Source organism: Collinsella aerofaciens (assembly GCF_040910245.1).
In the GTDB taxonomy this organism is placed as follows: Bacteria; Actinomycetota; Coriobacteriia; order Coriobacteriales; family Coriobacteriaceae; genus Collinsella.
In genome coordinates this window covers 1-26,318 of the sequence record NZ_JBDGAY010000012.1, presented here as the reverse complement: position 1 = coordinate 26,318, position 26,318 = coordinate 1, and the positions used below count along the sequence as shown (strand labels likewise).

Here is a 26,318-nt window from a genome sequence, read left to right as displayed (position 1 = left end):
GGACACACGTCACGAGAACTCGCCGCCGGCGTTAACCTTGCAGAAAACGATTTCGGAATACTTGACACCATTATTCGGCGCGCAATAATACGTGCGTTTGCGAACAACGTTTGATGGGGGTTGAACCTGCGTGCGCAATCTCAAAATACTGTTTTCTTATCTAGGGGCATACCGTCGCGATGCCATTCTCGGCGTGTTCTTTGTGTCGGTCGAGACGGTGCTCGAGCTGTTTATCCCGGTCATCATGGCCAACATCATCGATGTGGGCGTGCCTGCGGGTGATATCAACTACATGCTGCTGCAGGGCGCGTACATGTTGGTGTGCGCTGCGCTTTCGCTGGTACTGGGCTTGGGTTATGCACACACGTCCGCCCGCGTTGCCTCGGGCCTAGGCGCTAACCTGCGCGAGGCCGAGTACAAAAAGATTCAGACGCTCGCTTTTGGTAACCTGGACAACTACGACGCCAGCTCGCTCGTCACTCGCATGACCACGGACATCACCGTTATCCAAAATGCTGTGAGCAACGGCTTTCGCCCTATGGTGCGCGGCCCGGTGACGCTTATCGTCGGCCTTATCTACGCGCTGATGCTGTCGCGCCCGCTCGCCACCGTCTTTGCGATCATCTTGCCCGTGCTGGCAATCGTGCTGGGTGTCATCACCTATCGCGTCAGTCCGCTCTACCGCCAACTCCAGACCTCGATGGACCACCTTAACGGCGTGGTGCAAGAGGACCTTACCGCCGTGCGCGCCGTGAAGGCTTACGTGCGCGCCGAGCACGAGTGCGACAAGTTTGACACCGTCAATACCGAGCTCGCCGGCACGGCGACCAAGACCTTCGGCACCGCCGTGCTCAACCTGCCGGTGTTTCAGCTGTCGATGTACGTGGCTGCGCTCTCCATCCTGTGGATTGGCGGCCGCATGATTCTCGCCGGCAAGCTGGGCGTGGGCTCTCTCACGGGCTTTATGAGCTACGTGCTGCTGATCATGAACTCGCTCATGATGATTTCCAACGTGTTTTTGCTGCTCACGCGCGCTCTCACGAGTGTGGGCCGTATCGCAGGGGTGCTCGATGAGGAGCCCTTTATCGCCAACCCTGCGGGAGACCTCGCGACTGCGGCGCCAGCGGACGGCAGTGTCGAGTTTCGCGACGTTTCCTTTAAATACCGCGCGGATGCAGCCGAGGATGTGCTCGAGCATATCGACCTTCGCGTCGAGAGCGGCTCGACGGTGGGCATCCTCGGCGGCACGGGCTCGGGTAAGAGCTCGATTGTGCAGCTGATTGCGCGTCTGTACGACGCCACCGAGGGCGTCGTACTTGTGGGCGGACACGACGTGCGCGACTACGACCTGGTCGCCTTGCGCGACGCCGTGGGCATTGTGCTGCAAAAGAACGTGTTGTTCACGGGCACCGTGCGCGAGAACCTGCAGTGGGGCAATCCGCAGGCGTCGGACGATGAGCTCCTCGCGGCTTGCCGCGCAGCGTGCGTGGACGAGTTCCTTGATCGCATCGGCGGGCTGGACGGCGAGTTGGGCCAAGGCGGCGCCGGTGTCTCGGGTGGTCAGAAGCAACGTCTGTGCATCGCGCGCACGCTGCTCAAGCATCCGCGCGTGCTCATTTTTGATGACTCCACCAGCGCGGTCGATATGGCGACCGACGCTAAGATTCGCGAGCACATCGCTCGGATCCCCGATACGACCGTGCTCATCATCGCCCAGCGCATCGCGAGCGTTATGGATGCCGATCGCATTGTGGTGCTGGACGACGGTCGTGTCCACGGCGTGGGCACGCACGAGGAACTGCTAGCGGGCGACAACATCTACCAGGAGATTTACGCCTCGCAGATGGAGTTTGCGGGGAACGTAGACGCCGGCGACGGCAGCGACGATGGCTGCGCGAATAATCCGTTTTCCTCCGTCCCCAGCAGATTACCCTTGGAAGGGGGCGAGCGCCATGCCTAAGACCGCAGCCCAAGCGCGCCCGGCCGACCTCAAGCGCACTGTGCGCCGTTTGCTCTCTTACATGGGCCATGCCAAGTTCTCGCTGCTGGCGGTGGGTATGCTTGCCTCCGTCGCGGCCATCGCGAGCCTCGCCGGCACCTACATGGTGCGCCCCATCGTCAACGGCCTGGCCACGGGCGGTGAGGAGCTGCTCACCAAGCAGGTCATCGTAACGGCGATCATCTACGCCGCGGGCGTGCTCTCGGCCCTAGGCTACTCGCAGATCATGGTGCGCGCGGCCCAACGCGTGGTGTCCGACATCCGTCGCGACCTGTTCGCGCACATTCAGACGCTGCCGCTCAGCTATTTCGACAGTACGCGCTTGGGCGACATCATGAGCTTTTTCACCAACGACGTCGACACCGTCTCCGAGGCGCTCAACAACAGCTTTGCCAACGTGATTCAGGCGAGCATTCAGGTGATCGGCACCACGGCCATGCTCATCATCCTCAACTGGCAGCTCACGATTATCACGCTCGTGTGCGACGCGGCCATCGTGCTGTACGCGCGCTACTCGGGTATCCGCTCCAAGCGCTTTTTTGCCGCCCAGCAGGCATCGCTCGGCGACTTGGATGGATATGTCGAGGAGATGGTCTCGGGCCAAAAGGTCATCAAGGTCTTCAACCACGAGCAGGCCAACGTGGCAGGTTTTGACGCGCGCAACCAGGAGCTGCGCCGCACCGGTGGCGCCGCGCAGGCCTACGCCAACTCGATGGTGCCCATGACCGTGGTGATCGGCTACGTCAACTACGCCATCGTCGCCGTGGCGGGCGGCATGCTCTGCATCAAGGGACTTGCCGACGTGGGTGCACTCGCGAGCTACCTGGTCTTTGTGCGCCAGGCGGCCATGCCCATCAACCAGTTTACGCAGCTGGGCAACTTCTTACTCAACGCGCTGGCCGGTGCCGAGCGCCTGTTTGCCGCCATGGACCTTAAGCCCGAGGTGGACGAGGGCTGCGTGGAGCTGGTGCAGACGGGCGACGCCGCGTGGGCGTGGAAGATTCCCGAGGGCCAGGGTGTGGGCACGTATGGACATCTGCACGATGTGGCCGCCGTTGGTGAATCGGGTCGTGCGGTGGCAGCCGACGGTACCGAGCTTGTTACCGGTCTGGTCCCGCTCGCCGGCGACGTGCGCTTCCATGCCGTGGACTTTTCTTACGTGCCGGGCACCCGCGTGCTCACGGATCTCAACCTGTTCGCCAAGCCGGGGCAAAAGATCGCCTTTGTTGGCTCGACGGGCGCCGGAAAGACGACCATCACTAACCTCATCAACCGCTTCTATGAGGTCGATGACGGCGAGATTACGTACGACGGCATCGACGTCAAGCATATCGCCAAGGCCAGCTTGCGCGGGTCGCTCGGCATTGTGCTGCAGGATACGCACCTGTTTAGCGGCACCATTGCGCAGAACATCCGCTTTGGCAAGCTCGACGCGACCGACGAGGAGGTGCGTGCCGCCGCCGAGGCCGCCTGCGCCGACTCGTTTATCCGTCGCCTGCCGCAAGGCTACGACACACCGGTCACGGCCGATGGCGCCAACTTGTCTCAGGGCCAGCGCCAGCTGCTCGCCATCGCGCGCGTGGCCGTGGCCGACCCGCCGGTGCTTATCCTGGACGAGGCAACAAGCTCCATCGACACGCGCACCGAAAAGCTCATCGAGCGCGGCATGGACCGCATCATGCGCGGCCGCACCACATTTATGATTGCGCACCGCCTGTCCACCGTCCGCGACGCCGACGCCATCATGGTCCTCGAACATGGCCGCATCATCGAGCGCGGCACCCACGAGGAATTGCTCGCCCAGCGCGGCGAGTACTGGCAGCTAGCGCATGGCTTAAAAGAGCTGGATTAACCCGTCGGAGTGCGGCTTGCTCTGGCCCTCCGACCTCTCACCTCGCCCTAAACCGTCCCAATTATCGATGTTTTTCTCGATATTGAAGAAAAGCATCGATTTTTGGGACGGTTTTTCTGTCGCTCGTACGGGTGGAATGCTTTCTTGTACGTGGAAGTGTGCGAATCCGTGAGCAGGGGAATAAGGTTGGTTATCCGACCCATTGGAGAGCTCATGGACTTGCCGATCGTCCTGTCCCATAAGACTGCCTGGCTGTACCACAACGCGGCGCGCCCGTTAGAGCCGCTCTCACGGGCAAGCAGCCTATACGACGAAGGCTCATTTGCTGGCGAGGTGGAGCCGACTGCGAGCCTCCCCAAATTGGGGCTCGATGCCAAGGGATTGAGGATATCTGCAGCGGTCGAGATTGTCGCCGACTATCTGGTCTCACTTGGTATTCCTCAAGAGGAACTCGGCCGTATTGATACGCTGGTTAGCTTCGATTTTGAACGCTCTCGGCCGGCGGGTCTCCGACGCCATGTGTTTGGGGCGCCCATACCTTCGGATCATCTTATCGAGGTGGCAGAGGGTCTTCTGGTGGTTGATGAGGCCATATGCCTTGTCCAGGCGGGCTCGTGGATGAGCGAGCTCGAGCAGCTTGAGTACGGATTTGAAGTGTGTGCTCGGTATCACCTTAACCATCTGTCGAGCGATGATTATGTCGAGGCCTCGCAGCGATATGCCGTCGCCGACCTGCGTGCTTTTTGCGAGCAGAATCCTTCGCGTCGAGGCGTGAAACGCGCGGCCGCCGTGCTCAAGCGCGTGCACGATGGCGCGCGATCGCCCATGGAGACGGCCACCGCAATCATGGTCGTCGCGAAACGTTCCCAGGGAGGGCTGGGATATGCCAAGATCGAGCTCAACCATCGGGTCGATGTTCCCAACGAGTTCAAGTATCTCGCAAAGGCCGGGTATTTCGAGATCGACGTATATGCGCCTGCGAGCGGTACAGGGATTGAATACAACGGCTCGGACCATCTTGATAAACAGCGCAGCGCGTCGGATGCGGAGCGTATGGCCGTGCTGAGCGCGCTGGGCTTTAGGATGATCGTCCTCACCGGGACTCAGTTTGCCCACCAGCTGCAATTGCACCGGGCGATGAACGCTATCGCGCTCGCTATGGGCCTTAAGTGCGACCGAAGCGAAGCGTTCCAGAAACGTCAAAACGACCTGCGAGAATTCGTGATTCGACACTGGGACGGCGGCCTTTAGGGGCGTTTTGGTCCTTCTACGGGGTGCCGTGGGCAGGCAAGCCATCACAACATTCGACGTTTATCGCCAAAAACGGGAAAAGCATCGAATGTTGTGATGGTTTGTATGCTGAGGATGGGCTTGGGAAGCCGGTCTTGCTCGAAGCGACCTGTCCTGTCGTACGGGTGTCGGCATAATTCTCTCGTGGGGTATTATGTTTTCCGAAGAATAAAACGCCGCGTGAGGGGAGGGCCGCGTGGACGGGCACGTGCAACATGACGGCTTTGGCCGCGACATCAACTACCTGCGCATTGCCGTTACCGACAAGTGCAATTTCCGCTGCATCTATTGCATGCCGGCCGATGGCGTGGCGCCCCGTGCACACGACGAGCTGCTCAGTGCCGAGGAAATCGCCCGCTTTGTGCGCTTGGTGGCGGGGGAGGGCATTCGCCGCGTGCGCCTGACGGGCGGCGAGCCGCTGGTCAGCCGCCGTATCATTCCGCTCATTCGTGACATCCGCGCGATTCCGCAGATCGAGGACATCTCGCTCACCACCAACGGTGCCCTGCTGCCCAAGTTGGCGCCGCAGCTCAAAGACGCCGGTCTTAACCGCGTCAACATTTCGCTCGATACACTCGACCCTACGCTGTTTGGAAAAATCACGCGCCTGGGTCGGCTCGAGCAGACCATGGCTGGCATCGACGCGGCGCTGGCTTGGGGCTTTGAACCCGTTAAGGTCAACTGCGTTGTGGTGCGCCGACTCAACCAGGATGTGGCGGCCCTTGCACGGCTGACCGTCGACCGCCCCATCCACCTGCGCTTTATCGAATACATGCCCATTGGCGACGAACGTACGAGCTCACATTGTGCTGTAGACCCTCACGCGCCCGCGCTCAATCCCGAGCTGTGGGACGCGAGCGACACCGTGCCGAGTGACGAGTTGCGGGCGCGCATCAATGCCGGGGCAGCCGCGGCGGGGCTGGGCGAGCTCGAGCCGCTCGGCATCAACGACGCTCCTGCCGGCGCGGGCCCTGCGCGCTATTGGCACTTTCCTGGCGCGACGGGAACGGTCGGTTTCATTAGCGCCATGTCCAACCATTTTTGTGCGAATTGCAACCGTCTGCGCCTGACGGCCGATGGCAACGTGCGTCCGTGCCTGTTCAGTGATGCCGAGTATTCGGTGCGCGACGCCCTGCGCCGTGGTGATGATATGCAGGTACTTTCGATTTGGCGCGATGCCGTGGCCCACAAACCGCAGGAACACGCGATAATTGAGGGCACGCAACGATTTATGTCCCAAATCGGAGGATGATCATATGGCCAAGAGCAGGTACGCCGATGCCACCAAGGCCGCTCGCAGGGCCGCGATGTCTGCCCACAAAGGCACGGCTGCGGCGAATGCTGGTAACGCCGACGCGTCCGCACAGCCGACTGCCAGTGCTGCCACCGAGCCCGCCCGCGACGCCCGTCGCGACGAGCTGACGCACGTGGACGCCAGGGGTGAGGTGCGCATGGTCGACGTGTCAGACAAGGCCGAGACCCATCGCATTGCTATCGCCGAGGGCACCATCCTCATGCACCCCGAGACGCAGGCCATGGTGCTGCAGGACCGCGCCAAAAAGGGCGACGTGCTTGCCTGCGCGCGTGTGGCGGGCATCATGGCCATCAAGCGCACGAGTGACATCATCCCCATGTGCCATCCGTTGCTCATTACCAAGAGCAAGTGCGACATTGCGCCCATCGCTCCGGCGGGGACGCCGGCTGAGGACGTGCCCGAGGGCTGGGCACCGGCGCGCACGGACGGGCAGGTTGGCTTTCACGTACTGGTTACGGCGGGCGTGACGGGCAAGACGGGTATCGAGATGGAGGCCCTGACCGGAGCGAGCGCTGCATGCCTTACGATCTACGACATGTGCAAAGCCATCGATCGCGGCATGGAGATCGTCGACGTGCGCCTGTTGCACAAGGAGGGTGGCCGCTCGGGCGTGTGGAATCGTGCAGAGCGTCAGGCCGCTGCTGTTGAGGCCGTGGCCGCTGACGGTGCCGCACCCGCGAGCGCATCCGTCGCCGTCGCGCCCGCAGCTCCGGCACCGGCCGTCCCTGCGATCGCGTTTATCGGCTATCAAAACTCGGGCAAGACCACACTTGTCGAGAAGGTCATTGCCGAGCTCACTCGCCGCGGCCTGCGCGTGGGTTCGCTCAAGCATCATGGGCATCATGGCTTTGATATCGATGTGCCCGCTAAGGATACGTGGCGCCATCACCAGGCCGGATCCAAGCACGTGGGACTCATCTGCGCCACGCGCTGGGCGGAGTACGCCGATACGCGCGAGGAGGACGAGATGCCCGCGCGCGAGCTGCTGTCGCGCTACAACGATGTCGACGTGGTGATCATCGAGGGCTACAAGACCGAGGGCTTCGACAACATCGTGGTCGCGCGCTCCGGTGTCGACCGTCTGCGCGGCAAGAGCTCGCTCGACCTGGTCGACGGTCACACGCTGGCCCTTGCCTGCAACGAAGCCCTGGCACGTCAGGCCTTCGACGCCGGCTTTGCGACCCGAGCCATCAACATCAACGACGCCCGAGCCATCTGTGATCTTATCCAAGATCACCTTTAAGGGCCGGCTCGCTGCGCTGCCATAACCTGCCAAAAAGGGACAGGTTTGTTTTGGCAGGTTTTATCTGGGCAAACGTCATTTCCACCACAAAGGGGGCCAGGCACCTTTGTGGTGGTTTTGCTTTGGTAGATGGTTGGGACATGCCTTACAATCTACCAAGTAGTTCATACTGAGCGAAAAACGGAGAGAAGGGTCCTGATGCGTCCTTAATGTTTCATGCGGATAGATTGATTTGACAGACGGTGGCGAATACCCACCGCCCGTATTCGTATGAAACAAGGAGTCTCCATGCTCGCATCTCTTCTCTCAAAACCTCAACCTTCGCTGTCCATGCAGGCCAAGCGCCTGGTAGCGATGCGCTTTCTCATCTACACCGGGTTTCAGACCAGCTACTTTATCGGCGTCATCGGAACGCTTACCTATGCGGACGATGCCTCGGTCGTCGCGACATCGCTGGCCGTCCTGTTCATGAACGTTTTCGTGATCCTGGGATCCTTTGCGGGCGGCGCTGCGCTCGACGCATGGGGTCCGCGCCGCCATTTCTTGCTGAGCATCGTCGGCACGCTCGCAACTGGCACGGCAATCATCGCCTTTGGTAGCGCGACCGGCGTCGTCCTGCTCGGCGCGGTGTTTCTGGGCTTTACGATGGGATTCGCCCAGCCCATCGCCACATCCTATCCGGCTTACCTCACCGACGATCCTGTCGAGCTCAAAGACATCAACTCCGCCATCGCCATGTTTTCAAACGTGAGTATCATCGTTGGTCCCACGCTGGGCGGCTTTGTCGCGGCGGCTGCGTCGTCGCGTGCGGTGTTCGTGCTTATGATGCTCTTTACCGTGCTGGCGTTCGTCGTCGGTTGGGGCTTTAGGCCGCAGACCAGCCATGTCGCCGGGCATGCGGATGCCGATTCGACAGAGGAAGGGGAGCGTGCGGGACAAAGCTCCAACCCCAGCACGTCCGCCCGCGCCACCTTCGCAGCCAGCATCAAGACAGTCTTCACCAACAGCGTCCTCGCGCTACTTTTCTGCATTATTTTTCTCTCGAACTTTGGCTACGGAGCCTTCGATCCGCTCGAGTCGTTTTTCTATCGCGATGTCCTACGCGTCGGCGTTGAGTGGATGGGCTGGCTCTCGTCGGCTTCGGGCGTGGGCGCGGTGCTGGGTGCCGTGCTCGCGCTCCGCTTGCCGCCGCACCTGGTCAACCTTAAAACGCTGCTCGTGGCGCTTATGTCCGTGGGCCTGGGAAGCCTGCTCTATGTGGGGACGCCGTACGTGGGCGTGGCCCTCGTCGGCCAGATCGCCCTGGGCATAGCTTGGGGTGTCGTCAACCCGCTCCACAACACCATCGTGCAAACGACGGCTCCGCTCGAGCAGCTTGGCCGCGTCAATTCGGTCATGGGCTTTGGCAATATGTTCGCCGGCGTGGCCCCTCTGGCGGTTGCACCGTGGCTGGCGGCAAAATTTGGCGTACAACAGACACTCGTGGGGGCGGGCATGGCCGTGACGGCGGTTCCCGCTGCATTGCTGCTGTTTGGACGCAATCACTTGGATCGTGCCGTAAAGCGGTAAAAAACCATCACAACATTGGTCGCGCGCGCAGACGTGGTGTAAGAGTGTCCTGAGGTCCGTCGCTGCAAGTCCCGATGTTACTCCTTCTTGAGACCGCGCTTCTCGACTATCTCGTCCACTATCTCCCTGGCGCGCCGCCCGAGCGCGCGGCGCCTCCCCTCCGTCGGGGCCGGCCTGTCCGCGGGCTCGGCGAAGCCCTCGGCGGCCGAGGCCTCGGAGAACACGCGCTGCTGGGACCACTGCCCCTCGGTCTCCATGAGGCTCGCGCACGTCAGGCGCAGCATCGACTCCCTCGAGGGGAAGGACTGCACGACCCTGTAGCGGCGCTTGATCTCGCGGTTGGCGCGCTCCTGGACGTTGTTGGTGCGGAGCTTGGCCCAGTGCGCCCTGGGGAAGGCCGTGAACGCCAGCGCGGAGTCCTCGGCCCGCTCGAAGACCTCGCCGGCCCTGGCGGACACCGACGCCACCCAGGGCGCCGCCTCGGCCCACACGCAGCGCGCGAGGTCGGGGTCGTCCTGGTAGACCGCGGCGTGCACGAGGTCCCTGACGGCCGCCTTGGAGTCCTCGGGCCTGCCCGAGCAGGCGCTCTGGAGGTTGCGCTGCAGGTGCGTCACGCAGCGCTGCCAGGCGCAGCCCTGGAACAGGCGCGAGACGGCGGCCACGAGCCCGGCGTGGCTGTCGGAGACCACGAGGCGAACGCCGGCCAGCCCGCGCTCGCGCAGCCCGCCGAGGAATGCCGCCCAGGAGTCCTCGCTCTCGGTGTCGACCACGTCGCAGCCCAGGAAGTGCTTGCGCCCGTCGGCGCCCAGCCCGATCGCGGTCACGACGCCCTGCGAGACGACCGACGAGCCGACCCTGCAGCTCATGTAGGTGGCGTCGAGCCACAGGTAGCAGCACGGCGTGCCCGAAAGGTCGCGGCTGCGGAACTCCGCCACCTCGGCGTCGAGGTCGGAGCAGGGGCTCGAGACCTCCGAGCTCGACAGCGAGGATATGCCCAGCTTGGACGCCACGCGCTCGACCTTGCGGGTGGACACGCCGCACACGTACATCTCCTGCACGATGGCGGCCACCGAGGTGTCGACGCGCGACCATCGCGCGAGCATGCCCTCGGGGTAGTAGGTGCCGTGCCTGAGCTTGGGTATCTCGAGCTCCACGTCGCCCACGGCGGTCTTGAGCGACCTGGGGCGGTAGCCGTTGCGGCTGTTCTCCCTGCCGTCGCTGCGCTCGTTGCGGCTCGCGCCGCACATCTGCTGGGCCTCGGAGTCCATCAGCGCGTTCATCACGCCGCCCAGCACCCTGCACGCGAACTCGCGCGCGTCGCCGCACTCCTGCCAAAGCCTCGCCGCCTCGAGGGCCTCGTCGCGGCCGAGGCGCAGTACACTCTCTTCTTGGGGCATCGCCTTTCCTTCCATTCGTCACCTTCATTACTCCAACGACGAATTCTAGGCGGTGTCCCCTCCCTTTCAAGAAAGAGAAGAGGCGGGGCATGCCCCGCCTCTTACACCACATCTCTGCGCGCTACCACAACATTCGATGAAAATCGCGATTTTGCCGAAAAACGTCGAATGTTGTGATGGTTTGGCCCGTAGACGCCGCGATCACCGCAAAGGGGCCAGGCACCTTTGTGGTGGTTTTTGCTTTGACGGGCCGCGCCTGTGCCTTGGTATACCATGTACGCCGTTTGCAAATACACCCCACACCGCCGCACAACCCAGAAAGGCCCCCATGGACACAACCTTCAGCCACACCAAAGCCGTGTTTTGCGATATCGACGGTACGCTGCTCACGAGCCGGCACACGGTGTCCCCGCGCACCGTGGCGACGATTCGCGCCCTGCGCGAGCGCGGCGTGCTGTTTGGCCTGTGCACCGGGCGTGACGCCCACGCGACCGAGGCCATGTACGAGCTCTGGGGCATCGAAGGCCTGGTGGACGTGCTCGTGGGCTGCGGTGGCGCCGAGGTCATCGACCGCGCGCACGACATCAACGAGCTGAGCTATCCGCTGCCGGGCGAGACCATCGCGCGCATCTGCAAGCACATGGCGGACCTTCCGGCAACGCCCGTCTGCCCCCGAGACGGCGTGTTCTACGTGCCCGAGAGCAACGCGTGCGTCGAGCACCTGTCGCGCGTCGATGGCGTGCCCTACCAGGTGGTCGACTTTGCCGAGTTCTTACGCGAGCCGCAGCCCAAGGTGATGTTTACCATGGCGCCCGAGGTAATGCCGCGGGTGATTGAGCGGGCGTCGACGTTTGCCGATAACACTGTTAAGGCGGCAGCCCTGCAGACCACGCAGCGGCTCTACGAGTTCATGGATCCGCGCGTGTCCAAGACGCGCGGCCTGCTGCGCGTCGCGGAGCTCAATGACATGGGGCTCCAGAACATTTGCGTGTTCGGCGATGCGGACAACGATGCCGGCATGGTGGCCGACGCCGGCGTGGGCGTGGCCATGGCAAACGGCAGCGACGCCACCCGTGCCGCGGCCGACTTTGTAACCGCGAGCAACGACGAAGACGGTATCGCGATCTTTATCCAGGAGCACCTGCTGTAGCACTGCGCGCTGGACAAAAACCACCACGAAGGGGACAGGCACCTTTGTGGTGGTTCGATCAGGCGTCCCGGCAACCGATTGCCGGGACGCTTTTTTGTCCCGAGGCGAATCGACGCGGAGAACAAACGACCACTCACAGCCAAATGTCGACCGTTCACAGATTGAGTGGGTTAAAACAAAATGTTGTACAAATAACAACAGAGTGTCATGTATCTATATTTGCCAACGATTCTACCTGCTGGTTTCTAAAACTGAAAAATCAAATAATACTGCATAATTTGAATAAATGTCAAGAACAAAGACTCTGAGAAAAGAAATTGATAGAATCTGGCTTTTCATTGTTTAAACAATAAGTAATAATATGCATAACGAGAGCGAGCAATTATAGGTTGCGCGCTCAAGGTTAATTCGTGAAAGAGCAAGATCGCGGTCTCTTGGGGAGGAGACATCGATGACAGCAAATTCAGATAAATCTAAGCAGAACAATAAAACGGCACATCGTGTACTAGCAGGTGTTTTGTGCGGAGCTTCCGTTTTGAGCCTGGTACTGTCGCTCGTTATGCCCCCGATCTCGCAGGCCATCGCCAACGACACCCAGACAGTTTCTACCGAGGAAACTGTAACGGGGGGGGGTTCCTCAAGTGAGTCCGCTGCTGTAGATAACACCAGCGAGGATGCCGAAAACCAGAATAGCAACGAGACCGATGGCGGCGAGGCTGGCTCTTCAAATAGTGTTGAGCAGGCTCAGAGTGCGAATGCGGCTTCAGCGAGAGCGACGGCCACCGTGGAGAAGGGAATTTATGTTCCCACGTCTATCGGTATCGGTACGAATATCGATATCTCCACCCCCGATCCCGGCGTGGCCACCTACGTCGGCCGCGACATGTACATCGGTGGTAAGCCGAACAAAATTAGCACTCTTGATGCGAATAACGCCCCCACCGGCTCATATGCCGCTGAGGCGGAGGGCCTTACCGTGGTCCACGGCAAACTGGCCATGAATCCTATCAAGGAGAGTTGGGGCGGCCAGGGCTTCCGTTTCGGCACCGTTGGTTTTGGATCGCAGTTTCGTCCCAGGGAGGGAAGCACGGTGCTTGCGGTCGCCGGCATAAACAGCTTGATTGAGAACATGAATACCGGTCAGGGAACGACCTCAGATGCTGCGACGGTTGGTGCTTGGACCAAGGGTGCTTGGGTCGGCAAGGCGACAAAGACTGACTCCCACCCTGGCTATGACTATACCGCGCAGATCGCCGGTCCCATTACCTATTCCTATTGGGATTCGAATGCTAACAACGGGCGCCAGTCTGTCGTGAAAAAGCAAGGTAATTGGTTCGAGGGCTCGGATGCTCTGAAGAGCGACCTGTTCAATCAAAATGTTGATTTGACTAATGTTAACGGTAACGATTATTCGAGCTACAACGGTGCAGATGGATACCTCTCGAAGCTATCGAAACAGCTCGCCTCGTTTGCAAATACCGGCACAGTTACGGATGGTTCCGCAATTAGCGACAACAGCTACGCAATCAACAAGTACGATAACAAGGGAACAAGCTATACACTCACTTTCGATGGTAGTGAGAAGTCTGTTTCCGGTGCGCTTGATACCAGAATCCCGAACTATAAGATTTGCAACACCGAGCGACTTATCACCTTTACCGGCGATGGAACTTCTATGCAACAGGTCTTCACCATTGCCGGTTCCGAGCTCTCCAACTTGAAGGATGGCGTCTACTACCGCGGCGTCGACTTTAAGTTCACCAATGTCCCCGAAGGCGCATCCATTGTCGTGAACGTTACAGGTGCTGGTCCTGTCGAGTTCCACAATGGCTGGCGCTTCTGGTGGGGCGATACAGAAATATCTCGCGGTTATGAGAGTAACGCCGATAAAGACCTTCGCGCGAAATACTCGCTGGCCTCCCAGTCCATCATGTGGAATTTTGTCGATACCACGAGCCTCACCATCCGTGGTGGCATTGCGGGCGAGGGTAGAAGCGACTGGGGCAATGGCGGCGGGGACGGCAAGTGGACCGACGATGACCCCGCCGCTGCTATGCTCGGATCGATTCTCGTTCCCAACGGAAGCTTCGACGACCATGTGACCACCAACGGTCGTGTGTACGTGGGCGAAGATTTCATGATGAACAACCCTAAGATCGCGTACAACTTCACAAATCTCGAGGGTAACTCGGCTTCCGTCATCGATATGGATCAGGAGCGTCACAACTTCCCGTGGTCTGGGTCGTATACACCGGACGGCTCTGCCATTGCGTGGAGCAAGGTCGACGCTGCGGACGGCATGACGCCGCTTTCTGGTTCCTCGTGGACGATATACGGCACTGTCGATGATGCCAAGAATGAAACGTATCCCATCGTTACGGTAACGGATGGCGGTGCCAATGATTACTCTTCGGATGATGGCGAGCTTCAGTTCAACTATTTGAATCAGAAGGCCAAAATTGGCGATCCCAACGATAAAGACTACTTCACGTACTACATTCGCGAGGTCAAGGCGCCGGCTGGTTATCAGAAGTCGGACACCATCTACTACGCAACCATGAACAACACCGGCGAGCAGGTGAACTATGTTCAGGGTCATGTGGACACGGTGAACGGAAATAAGCTCGTTTCATTCGATGATTCCAACACCACGGGCGCCATCTCCAACACCAAGATCACCGGTACGGTGTCTTGGACCAAGGTTGAGGAGAGCGACACGGGACACACTCCTTTGGCTGGTTCCGAGTGGGCGCTTACCAAGGTAAAGGATGCCGATGGTGCCGAAATTCCGGACGCTGCATCCCTGACTGTGATTGATAACGATACGAATGCGGAAGCTGTCAGCAACAAGTGGGCAGATTCTGATCCCGCCGATGGCAAGTTCAAGCTCGAGGGTCTGCTGCCGGGCACGTACACGCTCACGGAGACCCAGGCGCCGTTTGGCTACGAGCTGAACCAGACAACCTACGAGTTCACGGTGTCCAAGGCGGACGGTTCCATTGCGTGGACCGAGGGAAAGAAACCGAGCATTGTTGAGGGCACTACGTACATCTCCGATTCTCTCACCACCACGTCCGTGGAAATCCCGGTGACTAAGTCCGTCCGTAATACGGACTGGCCGAAGGATTCCAGCGGGAAATACGTTGCGTTCGACTTCAACATCGAGGCTACGGGGGATTACGCAACCAACGTGCCCATTCCTAACCCGGCAGACCTCTCCATTGCACCCGCAGCAGGGGAGACCGACGCCGCCAAGCCCAACAACATCACGGCGACCTTTGGCGCCATGACGTTCAACAAGTCGCACCTGTCCGATACCCCCGGTACGGCGGATGACTACGCCAGGACCTACACCTACACGGTGAAGGAGGTCGCGCCTACCACCGGTGCCATCGATAAGCTCCGCTACTCCAAGGCCGAGTACCAGGTTGCCGTCACGGTGAAGGCCGTCATGAATGAGACCACTGGCAAGTACACCGGTCTTACCACCTCTACCACCGTTACGCAGATGAAGGACGACATGGGCAACACCCTTGGCGAGAACGGGCAGGGCGTCGTGGTTGAACCCTCCGCCGCCGCGCCCGACGCCATTCCCGCCTCCACCTTCACCAACACCTACTTCACCTCTTTGCCCCTTTCTGGTATGTCGGGCGTCACTCTGACGTACCTTGCCGGCACGGCGGTGCTTTGCGCTGCTGCAGCCTGGATGCACATTCGTCGCAAGGCGAATGCGAAGGGAGGTGAGCGTCGTGAATAAGAAAGTTTGCTCCTTCCCGATCTTGTTTGCGCTGCTTGCCCTCGTGGTCGGCACCTGCGCGGTTGTGTTCCCCGCTTCCGCGCAGGCCGCGCCGACCTCGACCGGTTCCATCACGGTGAGCGGCACCGTGGCGAGCAGCTACGACGCCTACCAGATCTTTAGCGCCAACGTCGTCGACGGCGACAGCGACGCCAAGATCGCCACCGACCTCACCTGGGCAAGCGACGCCGCGCGCGACGCCGCACTGCCTGTGCTGCACAGCGCCGGCATGCCCAATTCCCAGACCACCGCGCAGGAAGCTGCCGAGTGGCTCAACACCGATTCCCACCTTACGAGCGCGCTGAGCGCACAGCTCGCTCGTTCCCTCCAGAGCTCTGGCGCCGTGTTCGTGGCCCTTAACGCGGGTACGGCGGCCGAGCTGCACTGCGGCTACTGGCTCATCGTCGCCGACGACGACGCCATCGCCCAAGGCGAGGTCGGCACCGCGCCGATCATGGCCCTGGTGGGCGGCAGCGCCGTCACCGTCAAGCCCAAGGCGGCGACGCCCAAGGTGTCCAAGCACGTGCTGGAGGACGGCACCGCCGCCTGGCAGAAGGCCGCCGACGCCACGGTCGCCGACGACCTGTACTGGCGCCTCTCGGCCACGGTCCCGGCGGGGCTCACGGCCTACGACACCTACGCGGTGCGGTTCGTCGACACCATGAGCGCGGGGCTCGACCCCTCCAAGGTGGCCGCGAGCATGCGCGTGTACGTGGCGGCGGGTGCGGACGGCGGCTTCGACGCCGTCTCGGCCGGCAGGGACGGCCGCGCCGGCACCGAGCCCGCGAAGGGCTGGACCGACATCACGGCCCAGTGCGCCACCAAGGTAGCGGCCGACGGCAAGACCTTCACCGTGCGCACCGGCGACCTCATCGCCGCGCTCGGCGGGACCGAAGCCTTTACCGCGGGCGCCCGCGTGGTCGCTGTGTACAACGCGCCGCTCGCCAGCGGCTGCAACCACGGCATCGCCAAGGGCAACCCCAACGAGGTCTACCTGCGCTACCCGCGCTCTCCCTTGTCCGACCAGTCCGGCGACGCCGGCTTCACCCGCACGCCGAGCGATGACGCGACGGCCTACACCTGGGATCTCGCGCTTACCAAGCGCGGCAGCGACGGCGACAAGCCGCTTGCCGGGGCGGTCCTGAGCATCGCCGACGATCGCGGTCGCACACTGGCGGCCGACGGTACGTGGGATGCGGAGGGCAAGGCCACCGTCACCACGGGCGAGGACGGCCGCGTGACCGTCTCGGGCGTGGACTCGGGCAAGCTGGAGGTCCGCGAGCTCAAGGCGCCCAAGGGCTACACCGCCTTTGAGGGTACGCGCTCCGTGACGGTCAAGGCCGAGGGCCTGGACGTCGACCAGGTGGCCGCCGCCAAGCCCAAGCTCACCATCACGGCCGAGTCGCCCCTGCGCGCCGACAGCGCGGACGGGTCGACGGGCAGCCTGGAGGCGTCGCTCATTAACACGCCCACCGGCACACCCCCTAGCATTACCACCGGAGGCTTTATGCCCTCGACTGGCGATATGGCAATGTACGCCGCGGCCGCCGCAGCGGTCACCGGAGCCGCGCTCATCGTGGTCGCGCTCCTGGTCAAGCGGGGAGGTGGCAGCCATAAAGAGTAGCTGGCAGCCCCGCAGAGAGCGGGGCGAGACGTAGCGAAGCAGATGCTAAGACACAGACAGACAGATTTAGATCAAATGGAATTCAAGCAGAAAGCAGAGGAAAAGAAGATGAGCATGAGCAAGAACATCGCCCGCCTGGCAGTAACCGCCGGCCTCACAGCAGCGCTGAGCTTCGGCGGAGTTATGGCGCCCGTCACGATGGCGTTTGCTGAGGATGTGGCGGCTCCGAATAACAGCATCACCATCAATAAGGTTGCCGAGGATAACCAAGGCAATACGTTCAAGGCCTATCAGATCTTCAAGGCAAAAGTCGTTGACGAGAAAGACAATGGCAAGGTTGCTTCTGATATTGAATGGGCAAATGATGCTATCGGCTCCAAGGTGATTGTCGCCATTAAGGGATCTGCTGAGTATCAGGAACTCGTGAAGAAAGACCCCACCCAGAAGCTCGATAAGAATGCTTCAGCTTCTGTTGTGGCTGAGTGGCTTTCTCAAAATGTGAATGGCACTGCCAGCACTGCATCCAGCAGCGACGGTACGCGTGTTGCCCCCGGCGATGTGCTTTATGAAATTGCGGCTGCGGTTTCAGGCATGAAGCAAGGTGTTAAGGCGGAGACCGCTGCGGGAGATCCCCTTAACGCAGGTACTCCGTGGACGCGCCCGAACACTAATGAAGCTGGCCTTTACGGTGATGGCTATTATCTCTTCGTGTCTGATGGTCTTACGAATCAGGCCAAGCCGAACACTGGCACCTCTCCGATCTTCGCGATTGTTGGCGGTGATCCCGTGGTCGTTACCGAGAAGACCAGTATCCCCAGGGTCGACAAAAAGATTCTCGACGACACTGCAGGTAAGGATGCTGCCGATGCTGAAGAGAGCTACTGGAAGAACAGCGGCGATGCTTGGATCGGACAGGAAATTGACTACAGGCTGACCGGTAGCGTTGCAGATAATATTGCCTCGTACGGTACGTATTACTATGAATTCCAAGATACGCTGAGCAAGGGCCTCATCGTTATCAAGGGCGAGAACAACGCCCCCGAGGGCCTCCACGTCTACATCGTCGACGGCAAAACCAAGGCCAAGACCGAGGTCAAGTCCGGGTTCAGCGCGAACGTCGCTGCGGCGCAGGATACCGTCAAGAACAGCGAGCTCCTTACAGTCAAGTTCGATGACCTCAAGGCCGTCAAGGGCGAGAACGGCGCTGCAATCACTGTCGACAAAGACTCCACGGTCGTCGTGACCTACAAAGCTCAGCTCACCAGCGATGCCGAATACACGACCACCGGTAACACCAATGAGGTCAAGCTTGTCTATTCCAACAATCCCGTGACTAATGATAAGGGCACTTCTAAGTCGGACAAGGTCACTGACTACGTCTTTGGTCTCGATGTAACTAAGACTGACCCGAACAACGCTAACGCCAAACTCGTTGCGGGGTTTAAGGTCAAAATGATCACGGAAGGGTCCAATAAAAAAGTTGAAAAATGGTTGAAGCAAGACGGCAGCTTCAGCGACAACGTAAACGACGCCTATACGTTTGAAACCGAGGGGGCGGGCAACAAGGTCTCTATTCCCGGGCTTGTTGCGGGCACATACCTGATTTCCGAGAGCAAGACGCCTGCGGGCTACAACACCATCGCCGACTTCGAAATCACGGTGACGCCTGAATTCAATACAGACGGCACGCTTAAAAAGCTCAGCGTGACTCCTGGTTCCGATATGGTCACTGCCACGATTGAAGATAACGCGCCCACGACCATGATTCCCCTCACCATCAAGAACAAGAAGGGTTCTGGCCTCCCGCTGACCGGCCTCAACGGCGTGACCTTCACTTGGATCGCTGGTGGCGCGGTGCTGTGCATTGGCGTGGCGCACCTCATCCGCAGCCGTAAGCAGGCTGAGGAGTCCGAGCAGGAGTAACACTCACTCGCCCATCCCTTTGGCAGGTGGGATGTGATGGTCATGAGACTTGCGGACACTTTTCTCGTCCATCGACGTTCTTGCTTTGCCACTCTCTTTTCGGGGCAGACTCCGCGCTGGAGTTTGCCCCGTTCTTTTTGGACAACACAGGCAGCCTTTACCGTCCGGTGCGGACTCATCCGTCATCGCGTTTCTTGACTCGTATGAGGTTCGGTTTAAGGTCCGTAGGCGCTCGCGCGGTGCGGACGGTAGAAGGCATTTGCGCCGCAACAAGCGCAAATAAGAATGCCCGGGGTTAGAGGCCCGGGCATTTAACAAAACCAGAAAACTAGGCCGCCCGCGCTTTCGATCACTTACGCGGGATGCGTCGTTTCCTGTAGCTATTGTATCCCGAATCACTCTGTCGATTCGCGACTTTTTGAAAACTCAAATACGGGCCTATGCCTGATAGAAATCTTGTTATTTCCGAAAATTATGTATAATTCCAATATAAACTGGAACTAAGCGAAAAAGATGGAAATGAACGAAGCGCTTACCTACTTACAAGAAGCACTAGGCCTCTCCGCCAAGGCTAAAACTTGGCCTGGATCCGCACGCTTGCCGCTGCATCTGCGGTCGATTGAGATCCGCGCCGTTGACGCAAACGGTTTTTCTTTTTTGCTTGCAAGTTTGCCTACTGGCGTTGGGCTTCCCGAGGCTAAGAGAGTCTATAGCCAGCTAGCCTTGCGTGCGGAGGCTCCTGTCGTCGTTTCGTTTCCTGATGCCGATGCGCGCCAGCGCAAGGCATTGGTCGCACAAGGAATCCCCTTTGTTTGCCCTGGTAGACAGGCCTTTCTTCCATTTATGGGCGCGGCCTGCACGGAGAGGGGCGGCACTAGATTTCATAATCGCGCGACCAAGATGTCATCCAACGCGCAGGCTGCCGCAATCTGGGGAGCAGGGCAGGAGTCATATCATTCCGATGACCTTTGTCGTGCGCTTGGGATTTCGGCAAGCCGCGCGAGTGAGGCCGTAACCGAGCTTGTAGACAGGGGGCTCGCAAGGCGCGAGCGGCGCGAACGGCGTGTCATTGTGTTCCCCGTGGCCGTTGATCTTCTGCTCAGTGAGCACATGGCGGAGCTCTCTTCGCCTGTCTCGAAGGTCTTTTTTGCTAGGAAGACGCCGCGGGTTGACGGTCTTGCTGACGCTGGGGAGACGGCGCTCGCTGTGCGTTCGATGCTCGCTGCGCCGGGCATGGAGCAAAAGGCCGTCTTAAGAAGTACATGGCGTGAACTGAGCGACCTTGAAGTCGCAGACGGGGAGCTGCCGGATAACGAAACGGCGATGATCCAAGTGTGGCGCTATGCGCCCGTGTTTGCCGACTCCTCCCGTATCGACGACATCTCACTTGCGCTATCTTTGGCGGCAATCGACGATGAACGAATTCAGCTCGAACTCGATCACATGTTTGGAAAGGAATATCCATGGCAGGAAGCGCTGTAGAAGGTCTCCAGGTATTTCGGCAGCATATGCAGGAAGCTGAAGGGTCGTATGCCCTTATCGGCGGCACAGCATGCGACATTTTGCTCGCGGAGGCGGGACTTTCGTTTAGGGCGACCCACGATTTTGATGTGGTCATTGTCGCCGATGACCGGTTGCCTCAGACGGCCGAAGCCATATGGACCTTGGTGCGTGATGGCGGCTACCGCTGCGGCTGGGGTGAAAGCGAAGCCTCGTGTTTTTATCGGTTTACGGAACCAAAGAGGCCGGGTTATCCCCATATGATCGAGCTCTTCGCGAAGTGCCCCGACTTTCTAAAGGGTCGTGAGGGAGTTGATGTGACGCCAATTCACGTTGATGAAAACATAAGCAGTCTTTCGGCTATTTTGTTGGACGATGCCTACTACAGCTTGTTTCTTCAGGGAATTCGGACAGTAGACGGTGTTTCGGTCCTGGATACGGAATACATTGTCCCGTTCAAAGCGAAGGCGTATCTCGACCTAAAAGCTAGAAGGGAAGCCGGGGAGAACGTTGACTCGAGGAAGGTCAAAAAGCATAAACGCGATGCGCTGAGGCTTGCTCAGCTGCTTGGTGAGTCGGCGGGTGTCAACCTAGTCGAAGAGCTGAAGGACGATATGCTTGCGTTTGTTAAAGACTGTGAGGCGAGTGACATCAATCTGAAGCAGATCGGGGTTGCGGGCGTAACGACGACACAGCTAGTCGAGACGATGAAAGCAACATATGGCCTGATTGGTTGAGCGAGGTTAGGTAGTCCGGATAATGCAGTCTGGCTGCGTTGTCCGGGGTAGGGGCTCGCGAATCGGCTATTATTTGTTTAGACAACTTGAGCTGTAAAGGAGTGATCGGCGATGGCGCAGGGTGCCAAACACATGAAGAGCGATAACGCCGCGGCCAACGGTGGCTCAAGCCCTCAGCCCAAACCTCAACCAAAGCCCAAGCGCCGCCGCAAGCGGCTGCCGCGCTGGGCCGACCGGCTCATCACCATCGTCATCATCCTTATTGGCGTGGGCCTTATGACCTGGCCGTGGATCTTGGACCGGCTCGAGGCCTCGGGCGTGTTCAACCAGATCAGCACGGTGTCCAGCACCGTGGACGCGCTGTCTGCCGAGGAGCGCGAGCGCATCCTGCTCCAGGCGCGCTCCTTTAACGAGCAGCTGGCGGGCGAGGCCACCGAGCTCCCCGCCGACCAGATCGAGCCCTACGCCCAGCAGCTCATCTTTGACCGCGACCCCATGATGAGCTGGGTCGAGATCCCCTCCATCGACGTGAGCATGCCCATCTACCACGGCACGAGCGAAGAAGTCCTCATGGCGGGCGTCGGCCACCTGGAGGGCACGAGCCTGCCGGTGGGCGGCACCTCGACGCATTGCGTGCTCACCGCGCACTCGGGCATGCGCAACCTGAGCATGTTCGACGACATCCACTCGCTGGAGCCCGGCGACCTGGTGCTGCTTCACACCATGAACAAGACGCTCGCCTACAAGATGGTGGACTCCGAGGTGGTGCTGCCCGAGGAGATGGAGTCGCTGACCATCGAGCCCGGCGCCGACAAGGTGACGCTTGTCACCTGCACGCCCTACGGCGTAAACGACCATCGCCTGCTGGTGCACTGCGTGCGCACCAAGTACAACAAGAAGGACGTCGACAAGCAAAAGTCGCTGGCCGGTCGCCACTGGGGCAAGCGCGAGTTTGCCGTGCTCATCGTGGTCGTAGCCATTGTGCTGTTGCTGCTGGACATCGTGGTCCACGCGGTCCGCAAGCGCCGCAAGGCCAAGGCCTCGGCATAAGACATTCTCCAGAACCACCACAATGGGGACAGGCACCTTTGTGGTGGTCGGGGGTTCCAAACCATCACAACATTCGATGAAAATTTCGATTTTGGCGATAAGCGTCGAATGTTGTGATGGTTTGTGTTGTGAGCTATGCGGTTTTCGCTGCAGAGCTGCCGGACCGCGTTCGCCGTCCTCGTTACGTTTTCGCTGCATTTGGGTAAAGCACCTGCTCCAAGCGGCGTTGCCTTGTATACTAGAGCGGTTTATCTGTTATGCGGAAGGGAGCGCCTATGGCACTCAGCGAGAAAGACGTGCGCGGCATCGCCGAGTACGCAAAGATCGCACTGACCGATGACGAGCTCACCCAGATGACGTCCTACATGAACGACGCCGTCCAGATGCTCGAGCCCGTCTTGCAATATGACTTGCCCGACGTGGAGCCCACGTTCCATCCTATCGGAAGCCTGTCCAACGTGATGGGCGATGACCTGCGCGAGCCCGAGCGCGATCTGCCGCTCGACGTCGCGCTTGAAAACGCCGGCAGCGCGCGCGACCGCTACTTCCGCGTGCCGTCCATTTTGGGAGAGGGGGAGAGCGAGTAATGGCGCAGAGCTTCGATTCCCTTACCGCCGCCCGGATCGCCGCGGGCGTTGCCGCCGGCGACTTTACCGCTACCGAGGTGGCCCAGGCCTCCCTTGTCGCCATCGAGGCGTGCGAAGGCGGGGTCCAGGCATTCCTGCAGGTGGCGCCCGAGCTTGCGCTCGAGGCCGCTGCGCGCGTGGATGCCGACCGTGCCGCAGGCAAGCCGCTGCCTCCGCTCGCGGGCGTGCCGCTGGCCATCAAGGACAACATGAACCTTGTGGGCACGCGCACCACCTGCGCTTCCCGCATGCTCGAGAACTACCAGAGCGTCTACACCGCCACCTGCGTCCAGCGCATGCTCGATGCCGGCTGCCTGCCCATGGGCAAGGCCAACATGGACGAGTTTGCCTTTGGCAGCTCCACCGAGAGCTCGGCGTTCCACCGCACCAACAACCCCTGGGATACCGAGCGCGTGCCCGGCGGCTCCTCGGGCGGCTCCGCCGCCGCCGTCGCCGCGGGCGAGGTCGTGCTCTCGCTGGGCTCGGACACCGGCGGCTCCATTCGCCAGCCGGCGTCGCTGTGCGGCGTGGTGGGCTTTAAGCCCACGTACGGCGCCGTGAGCCGTTACGGCGTGGTTGCCTTTGGCTCGTCGCTCGACCAGGTGGGACCCTTTGGCCGCACGGTCGAGGATGTCGCGCTGGCCATGAACGCGCTTACCGGCGCGGGCCGCGATCCGTACGACTGCACCAGCCAGGATTGCGCCGTCGACTTTACTGAGCATCTCAACGACAGCATCGAGGGCAAGCGCGTGGGCATTATCCCTGCGTTTATGGAGGCCGAGGGCCTGACGCCCGAGGTCAAGACTGCTGTCCAGCGCGCCGCCCAGGAGCTGCAGAACCAGGGTGCCGAGCTGGTCGAGGTCGACCTGCCGCACCTAGACGCCGCTATCGCCGCCTACTACGTCATCGGTCCGGCCGAGGCGTTCTCCAACCTGGCGCGCTTCGACGGCATTCGCTACGGCTACCAGGAGGAGGGCTGCGCCAACCTGTCCGACCAGAGCTCGCTGTCGCGCGCCCACGGCTTTGGCGCCGAGGCCAAGCGCCGTCAGATGCTCGGCGCCTACCTGCTGAGCTCGGGCGTGTACGACAAGTACTACTACGCTGCGCAAAAGGCCCGCACGCTCATCACGCAGGACTACGACGCCGCGTATGCCAAGGTGGACACCATCCTCATGCCCGCCTCGCCGCGCACGGCCTTTAAGTTTGGCGAGATCAGCGACCCCACGCAGATGTACCTCTCCGACCTGTACACCATCTCGCTCAACATTTGCGGCAACGGTGGTATCTCGGTGCCGCTGGGTCTGGGCGAGGATACTCAGCTGCCCGTTTCTGCCCAGCTGGTGGGGCCTGCCTTTAAGGACCGTCAGCTGCTCACGTTTGCCCGCGCCCTGGAGCGCGGCTTTGCCGATGCCGCCACGGGCGCGCCCGCGCTTTCCGTCGCGCCCGATTTTGCCGGGAAGGGAGGCGAGCTGTAATGAAGGAGCTTTCCGAGGTCCTGCAGGATTGGGAGGCCGTGATCGGCCTGGAGATCCATACCGAGCTCACCGCACTCGACACCAAGATGTTCTGCAACTGTAAGCTCAGCCACGATGACGAGCCCAACGCCAACGTGTGTCCGGTGTGCCTGGGCTTGCCCGGCGCCCTGCCGGTGCCTAACAAGCGCGCCATCGAGAGCATCGTCAAGGCCGGCCTTGCCACCAACTGCGAGATCCAGCGCCACTCGATGTTCTACCGCAAGCACTACTTCTATCCCGATATGGCCAAGAACTTCCAGACCACGCAGGGTCCGGTCGCCTTTGCCATGTACGGTCACCTGGACCTGGACGTGACCGGTCGCGGTGCCGCCGAGCGCCCCGACTGCGCGTTTGGCGAGGCCGAGGCCCAGAGCCTGGCGAGCGCCTCGGCCAACGCCGAGGGCCTGTCCACGTCCATGACGTCGACCATGCGCGAAGGCAACCAGCGCGCCGGCCACCTGGCCAGCTATGACGCGTCCAACCTGCAGATGCCCGAGCGTCGCGAGGACGGTTCCTACACGGTGCCCATCCGCATCCTGCGCATCCACATGGAGGAGGACGCCGCCAAGATGGTGCACGTGGGCGGTGCCGAGGGCCGCATTACCGCCGCGGCCGAGTCGCTCGTCGACTACAACCGCTGCGGCACGCCGCTGATCGAGCTCGTCACCGAGCCCGACTTGCGCACGCCCGAGGAAGCGCGTCTGTTTATGGAGAAGCTCCGTCGCATCTTTGTGACGCTGGGCATTTCGGACTGCTCCATGGAGAAGGGTTCCATGCGCTGCGACGGCAACGTGTCGCTGCGCCGCCGCGGCGAGACCAAGTTGGGCACCAAGACCGAGCTCAAGAACCTCAACTCGTTTAAGAGCCTGCACGATGGCCTTGCCTACGAGATCTGCCGCCAGGCCGAGGTGCTCGAGGAGGGCGGCATCATCTATCAGGAGACCCGCCACTGGGAGCCCAGTCGCAAGCGCACCGTGGTCATGCGTGTGAAGGAAACGGCAGACGACTATCGTCTGTTCCCCGACCCCGATCTGGCGCCGTTCGATCTGGACGACGAGTTCATCGACCGCTGCCGTGGCGAGATCCCCGAGCTGCCCGATGCCAAGCGCGTCCGTTTTGAGGCCGACTTTGGCATTAAGGCGGCCGACGCCGAGCAGATTGCCGGCGACCCCGAGTTTGCCGAGTTTTTTGAGGCCGCCGCTGCCGGTATGGCTGGCAAGGAGGCCCAGACGGTTGCAAACTTGCTGGTGAACGAGATGATCGCCTATCTTAAGGGCGCGGGCGTGTCGCTGACCGAGTCCGGTATCGCGCCGGCTCAGGTTGCGGCGCTGGCTAAGCTGCTGGCGACCGATGCTATCAGCTCCAACCAGGCGCACGAGGTCTTTGAGGCCATGGCCCAGACCGGCGACGACCCCAACAAGATCGTCGACGAGCGTGGTATGCGTCAGGTGAGCGATGCCGGTGCGCTGCAGCCGATTGTGGACGAGGTGCTGGCAAACTGTGCCGAGCAGGCGCAGCAGTATCGTGACGGCAACCAGAAGGTCATCGGCTTTTTGGTGGGCCAGTGCATGAAGGCGAGCCGCGGCAAGGGCAACCCGAAGCTCTTCAACGAGTTGCTGAGAACGTCGCTCTCGTAAGCGGGAACCGAGGGGCCGGGCGCAGGGCCTTGCCTCTCAATGAGTTCCGCACGAACAGGAGGCGCCAGTGACGCCTCCGTCGTGAGTCAGGACTGT

General features: G+C 60.9%; 17 protein-coding genes. 16 read left to right on the top strand and 1 reads right to left on the bottom strand.

Annotation, left to right across the window (positions count from 1 at the left end; all coding sequences use genetic code 11):
* Positions 1 to 130: 130 nt before the first annotated feature.
* The 6 genes from AB5Z20_RS05740 (at position 131) to AB5Z20_RS05715 (ending at position 9,268) form a co-directional block, all read left to right on the top strand.
* Positions 131 to 1,960, top strand: a complete 1,830-nt coding sequence (locus AB5Z20_RS05740; RefSeq protein ID WP_138114134.1) for an ABC transporter ATP-binding protein — start codon at positions 131 to 133, stop codon at positions 1,958 to 1,960.
* Entirely contained in the window at positions 1,953 to 3,851 is a 1,899-nt protein-coding gene (locus AB5Z20_RS05735) for an ABC transporter ATP-binding protein (RefSeq protein ID WP_270225558.1), read from the top strand. The genes AB5Z20_RS05740 and AB5Z20_RS05735 overlap by 8 nt, the downstream gene beginning before the upstream one ends.
* Before the next feature lie 213 nt (positions 3,852 to 4,064).
* Positions 4,065 to 5,102 carry a hypothetical protein gene (locus AB5Z20_RS05730; protein WP_138114140.1) on the top strand — a complete coding sequence of 346 codons (1,038 nt, stop codon included), beginning with the start codon at positions 4,065 to 4,067 and terminating at the stop codon, positions 5,100 to 5,102.
* Positions 5,103 to 5,337: 235 nt separating this feature from the next.
* Complete coding sequence (gene moaA / locus AB5Z20_RS05725) at positions 5,338 to 6,393, top strand: GTP 3',8-cyclase MoaA (protein WP_271760628.1); 1,056 nt, start codon at positions 5,338 to 5,340, stop codon at positions 6,391 to 6,393.
* Between the two features lie 4 nt (positions 6,394 to 6,397).
* Positions 6,398 to 7,699, top strand: a complete 1,302-nt coding sequence (gene mobB, locus AB5Z20_RS05720) for a molybdopterin-guanine dinucleotide biosynthesis protein B (RefSeq protein ID WP_138114143.1) — start codon at positions 6,398 to 6,400, stop codon at positions 7,697 to 7,699.
* 288 nt (positions 7,700 to 7,987) lie between these two features.
* Positions 7,988 to 9,268, top strand: coding sequence for an MFS transporter (locus AB5Z20_RS05715; protein WP_175406115.1), 1,281 nt, complete (start codon positions 7,988 to 7,990; stop codon positions 9,266 to 9,268).
* A 77-nt stretch (positions 9,269 to 9,345) separates the two neighbouring features.
* Here AB5Z20_RS05715 and AB5Z20_RS05710 read toward each other — a convergent pair whose 3' ends face one another.
* A complete protein-coding gene (locus AB5Z20_RS05710; RefSeq protein ID WP_254668681.1) occupies positions 9,346 to 10,665 on the bottom strand; it encodes an IS256 family transposase in 1,320 nt (439 codons plus the stop codon).
* 328 nt (positions 10,666 to 10,993) lie between these two features.
* On the opposite strand from AB5Z20_RS05710, the gene AB5Z20_RS05705 reads away from it, so the two are divergent.
* The 10 genes from AB5Z20_RS05705 (at position 10,994) to gatB (ending at position 26,222) form a co-directional block, all read left to right on the top strand.
* Positions 10,994 to 11,815, top strand: a complete 822-nt coding sequence (locus AB5Z20_RS05705; RefSeq protein WP_138114150.1) for an HAD family hydrolase — start codon at positions 10,994 to 10,996, stop codon at positions 11,813 to 11,815.
* 451 nt (positions 11,816 to 12,266) lie between these two features.
* Positions 12,267 to 15,572: a SpaA isopeptide-forming pilin-related protein gene (locus AB5Z20_RS05700; RefSeq protein ID WP_368156641.1), complete on the top strand. Its 3,306-nt coding sequence runs from the start codon at positions 12,267 to 12,269 to the stop codon at positions 15,570 to 15,572.
* Positions 15,565 to 17,235, top strand: coding sequence for a SpaA isopeptide-forming pilin-related protein (locus tag AB5Z20_RS05695; protein ID WP_271760634.1), 1,671 nt, complete (start codon positions 15,565 to 15,567; stop codon positions 17,233 to 17,235). Before AB5Z20_RS05700 ends, AB5Z20_RS05695 begins: the two co-directional genes overlap by 8 nt.
* A 114-nt stretch (positions 17,236 to 17,349) precedes the next feature.
* Positions 17,350 to 19,158, top strand: coding sequence for a SpaA isopeptide-forming pilin-related protein (locus AB5Z20_RS05690; protein WP_271760636.1), 1,809 nt, complete (start codon positions 17,350 to 17,352; stop codon positions 19,156 to 19,158).
* Between the two features lie 513 nt (positions 19,159 to 19,671).
* Complete coding sequence (locus tag AB5Z20_RS05685) at positions 19,672 to 20,640, top strand: hypothetical protein (protein WP_271760638.1); 969 nt, start codon at positions 19,672 to 19,674, stop codon at positions 20,638 to 20,640.
* Positions 20,622 to 21,395 (top strand): hypothetical protein, encoded by a 774-nt coding sequence (locus tag AB5Z20_RS05680; protein WP_271760640.1) that lies wholly within the window; start codon positions 20,622 to 20,624, stop codon positions 21,393 to 21,395. Before AB5Z20_RS05685 ends, AB5Z20_RS05680 begins: the two co-directional genes overlap by 19 nt.
* 132 nt (positions 21,396 to 21,527) lie before the next feature.
* The gene (locus tag AB5Z20_RS05675; RefSeq protein ID WP_346972819.1) at positions 21,528 to 22,445 is read left to right on the top strand and encodes a class C sortase; all 918 of its coding nucleotides are present in this window, start codon (positions 21,528 to 21,530) and stop codon (positions 22,443 to 22,445) included.
* A gap of 275 nt (positions 22,446 to 22,720) precedes the next feature.
* Positions 22,721 to 23,032: an Asp-tRNA(Asn)/Glu-tRNA(Gln) amidotransferase subunit GatC gene (gene gatC / locus AB5Z20_RS05670; protein WP_055250987.1), complete on the top strand. Its 312-nt coding sequence runs from the start codon at positions 22,721 to 22,723 to the stop codon at positions 23,030 to 23,032.
* Entirely contained in the window at positions 23,032 to 24,546 is a 1,515-nt protein-coding gene (gene gatA / locus AB5Z20_RS05665) for an Asp-tRNA(Asn)/Glu-tRNA(Gln) amidotransferase subunit GatA (RefSeq protein WP_368156638.1), read from the top strand. The genes gatC and gatA overlap by 1 nt, the downstream gene beginning before the upstream one ends.
* On the top strand, positions 24,546 to 26,222 hold the full coding sequence (gatB, locus tag AB5Z20_RS05660; protein ID WP_196022184.1) for an Asp-tRNA(Asn)/Glu-tRNA(Gln) amidotransferase subunit GatB: 1,677 nt from the start codon (positions 24,546 to 24,548) through the stop codon (positions 26,220 to 26,222). The genes gatA and gatB overlap by 1 nt, the downstream gene beginning before the upstream one ends.
* Positions 26,223 to 26,318 lie beyond the last annotated feature (96 nt).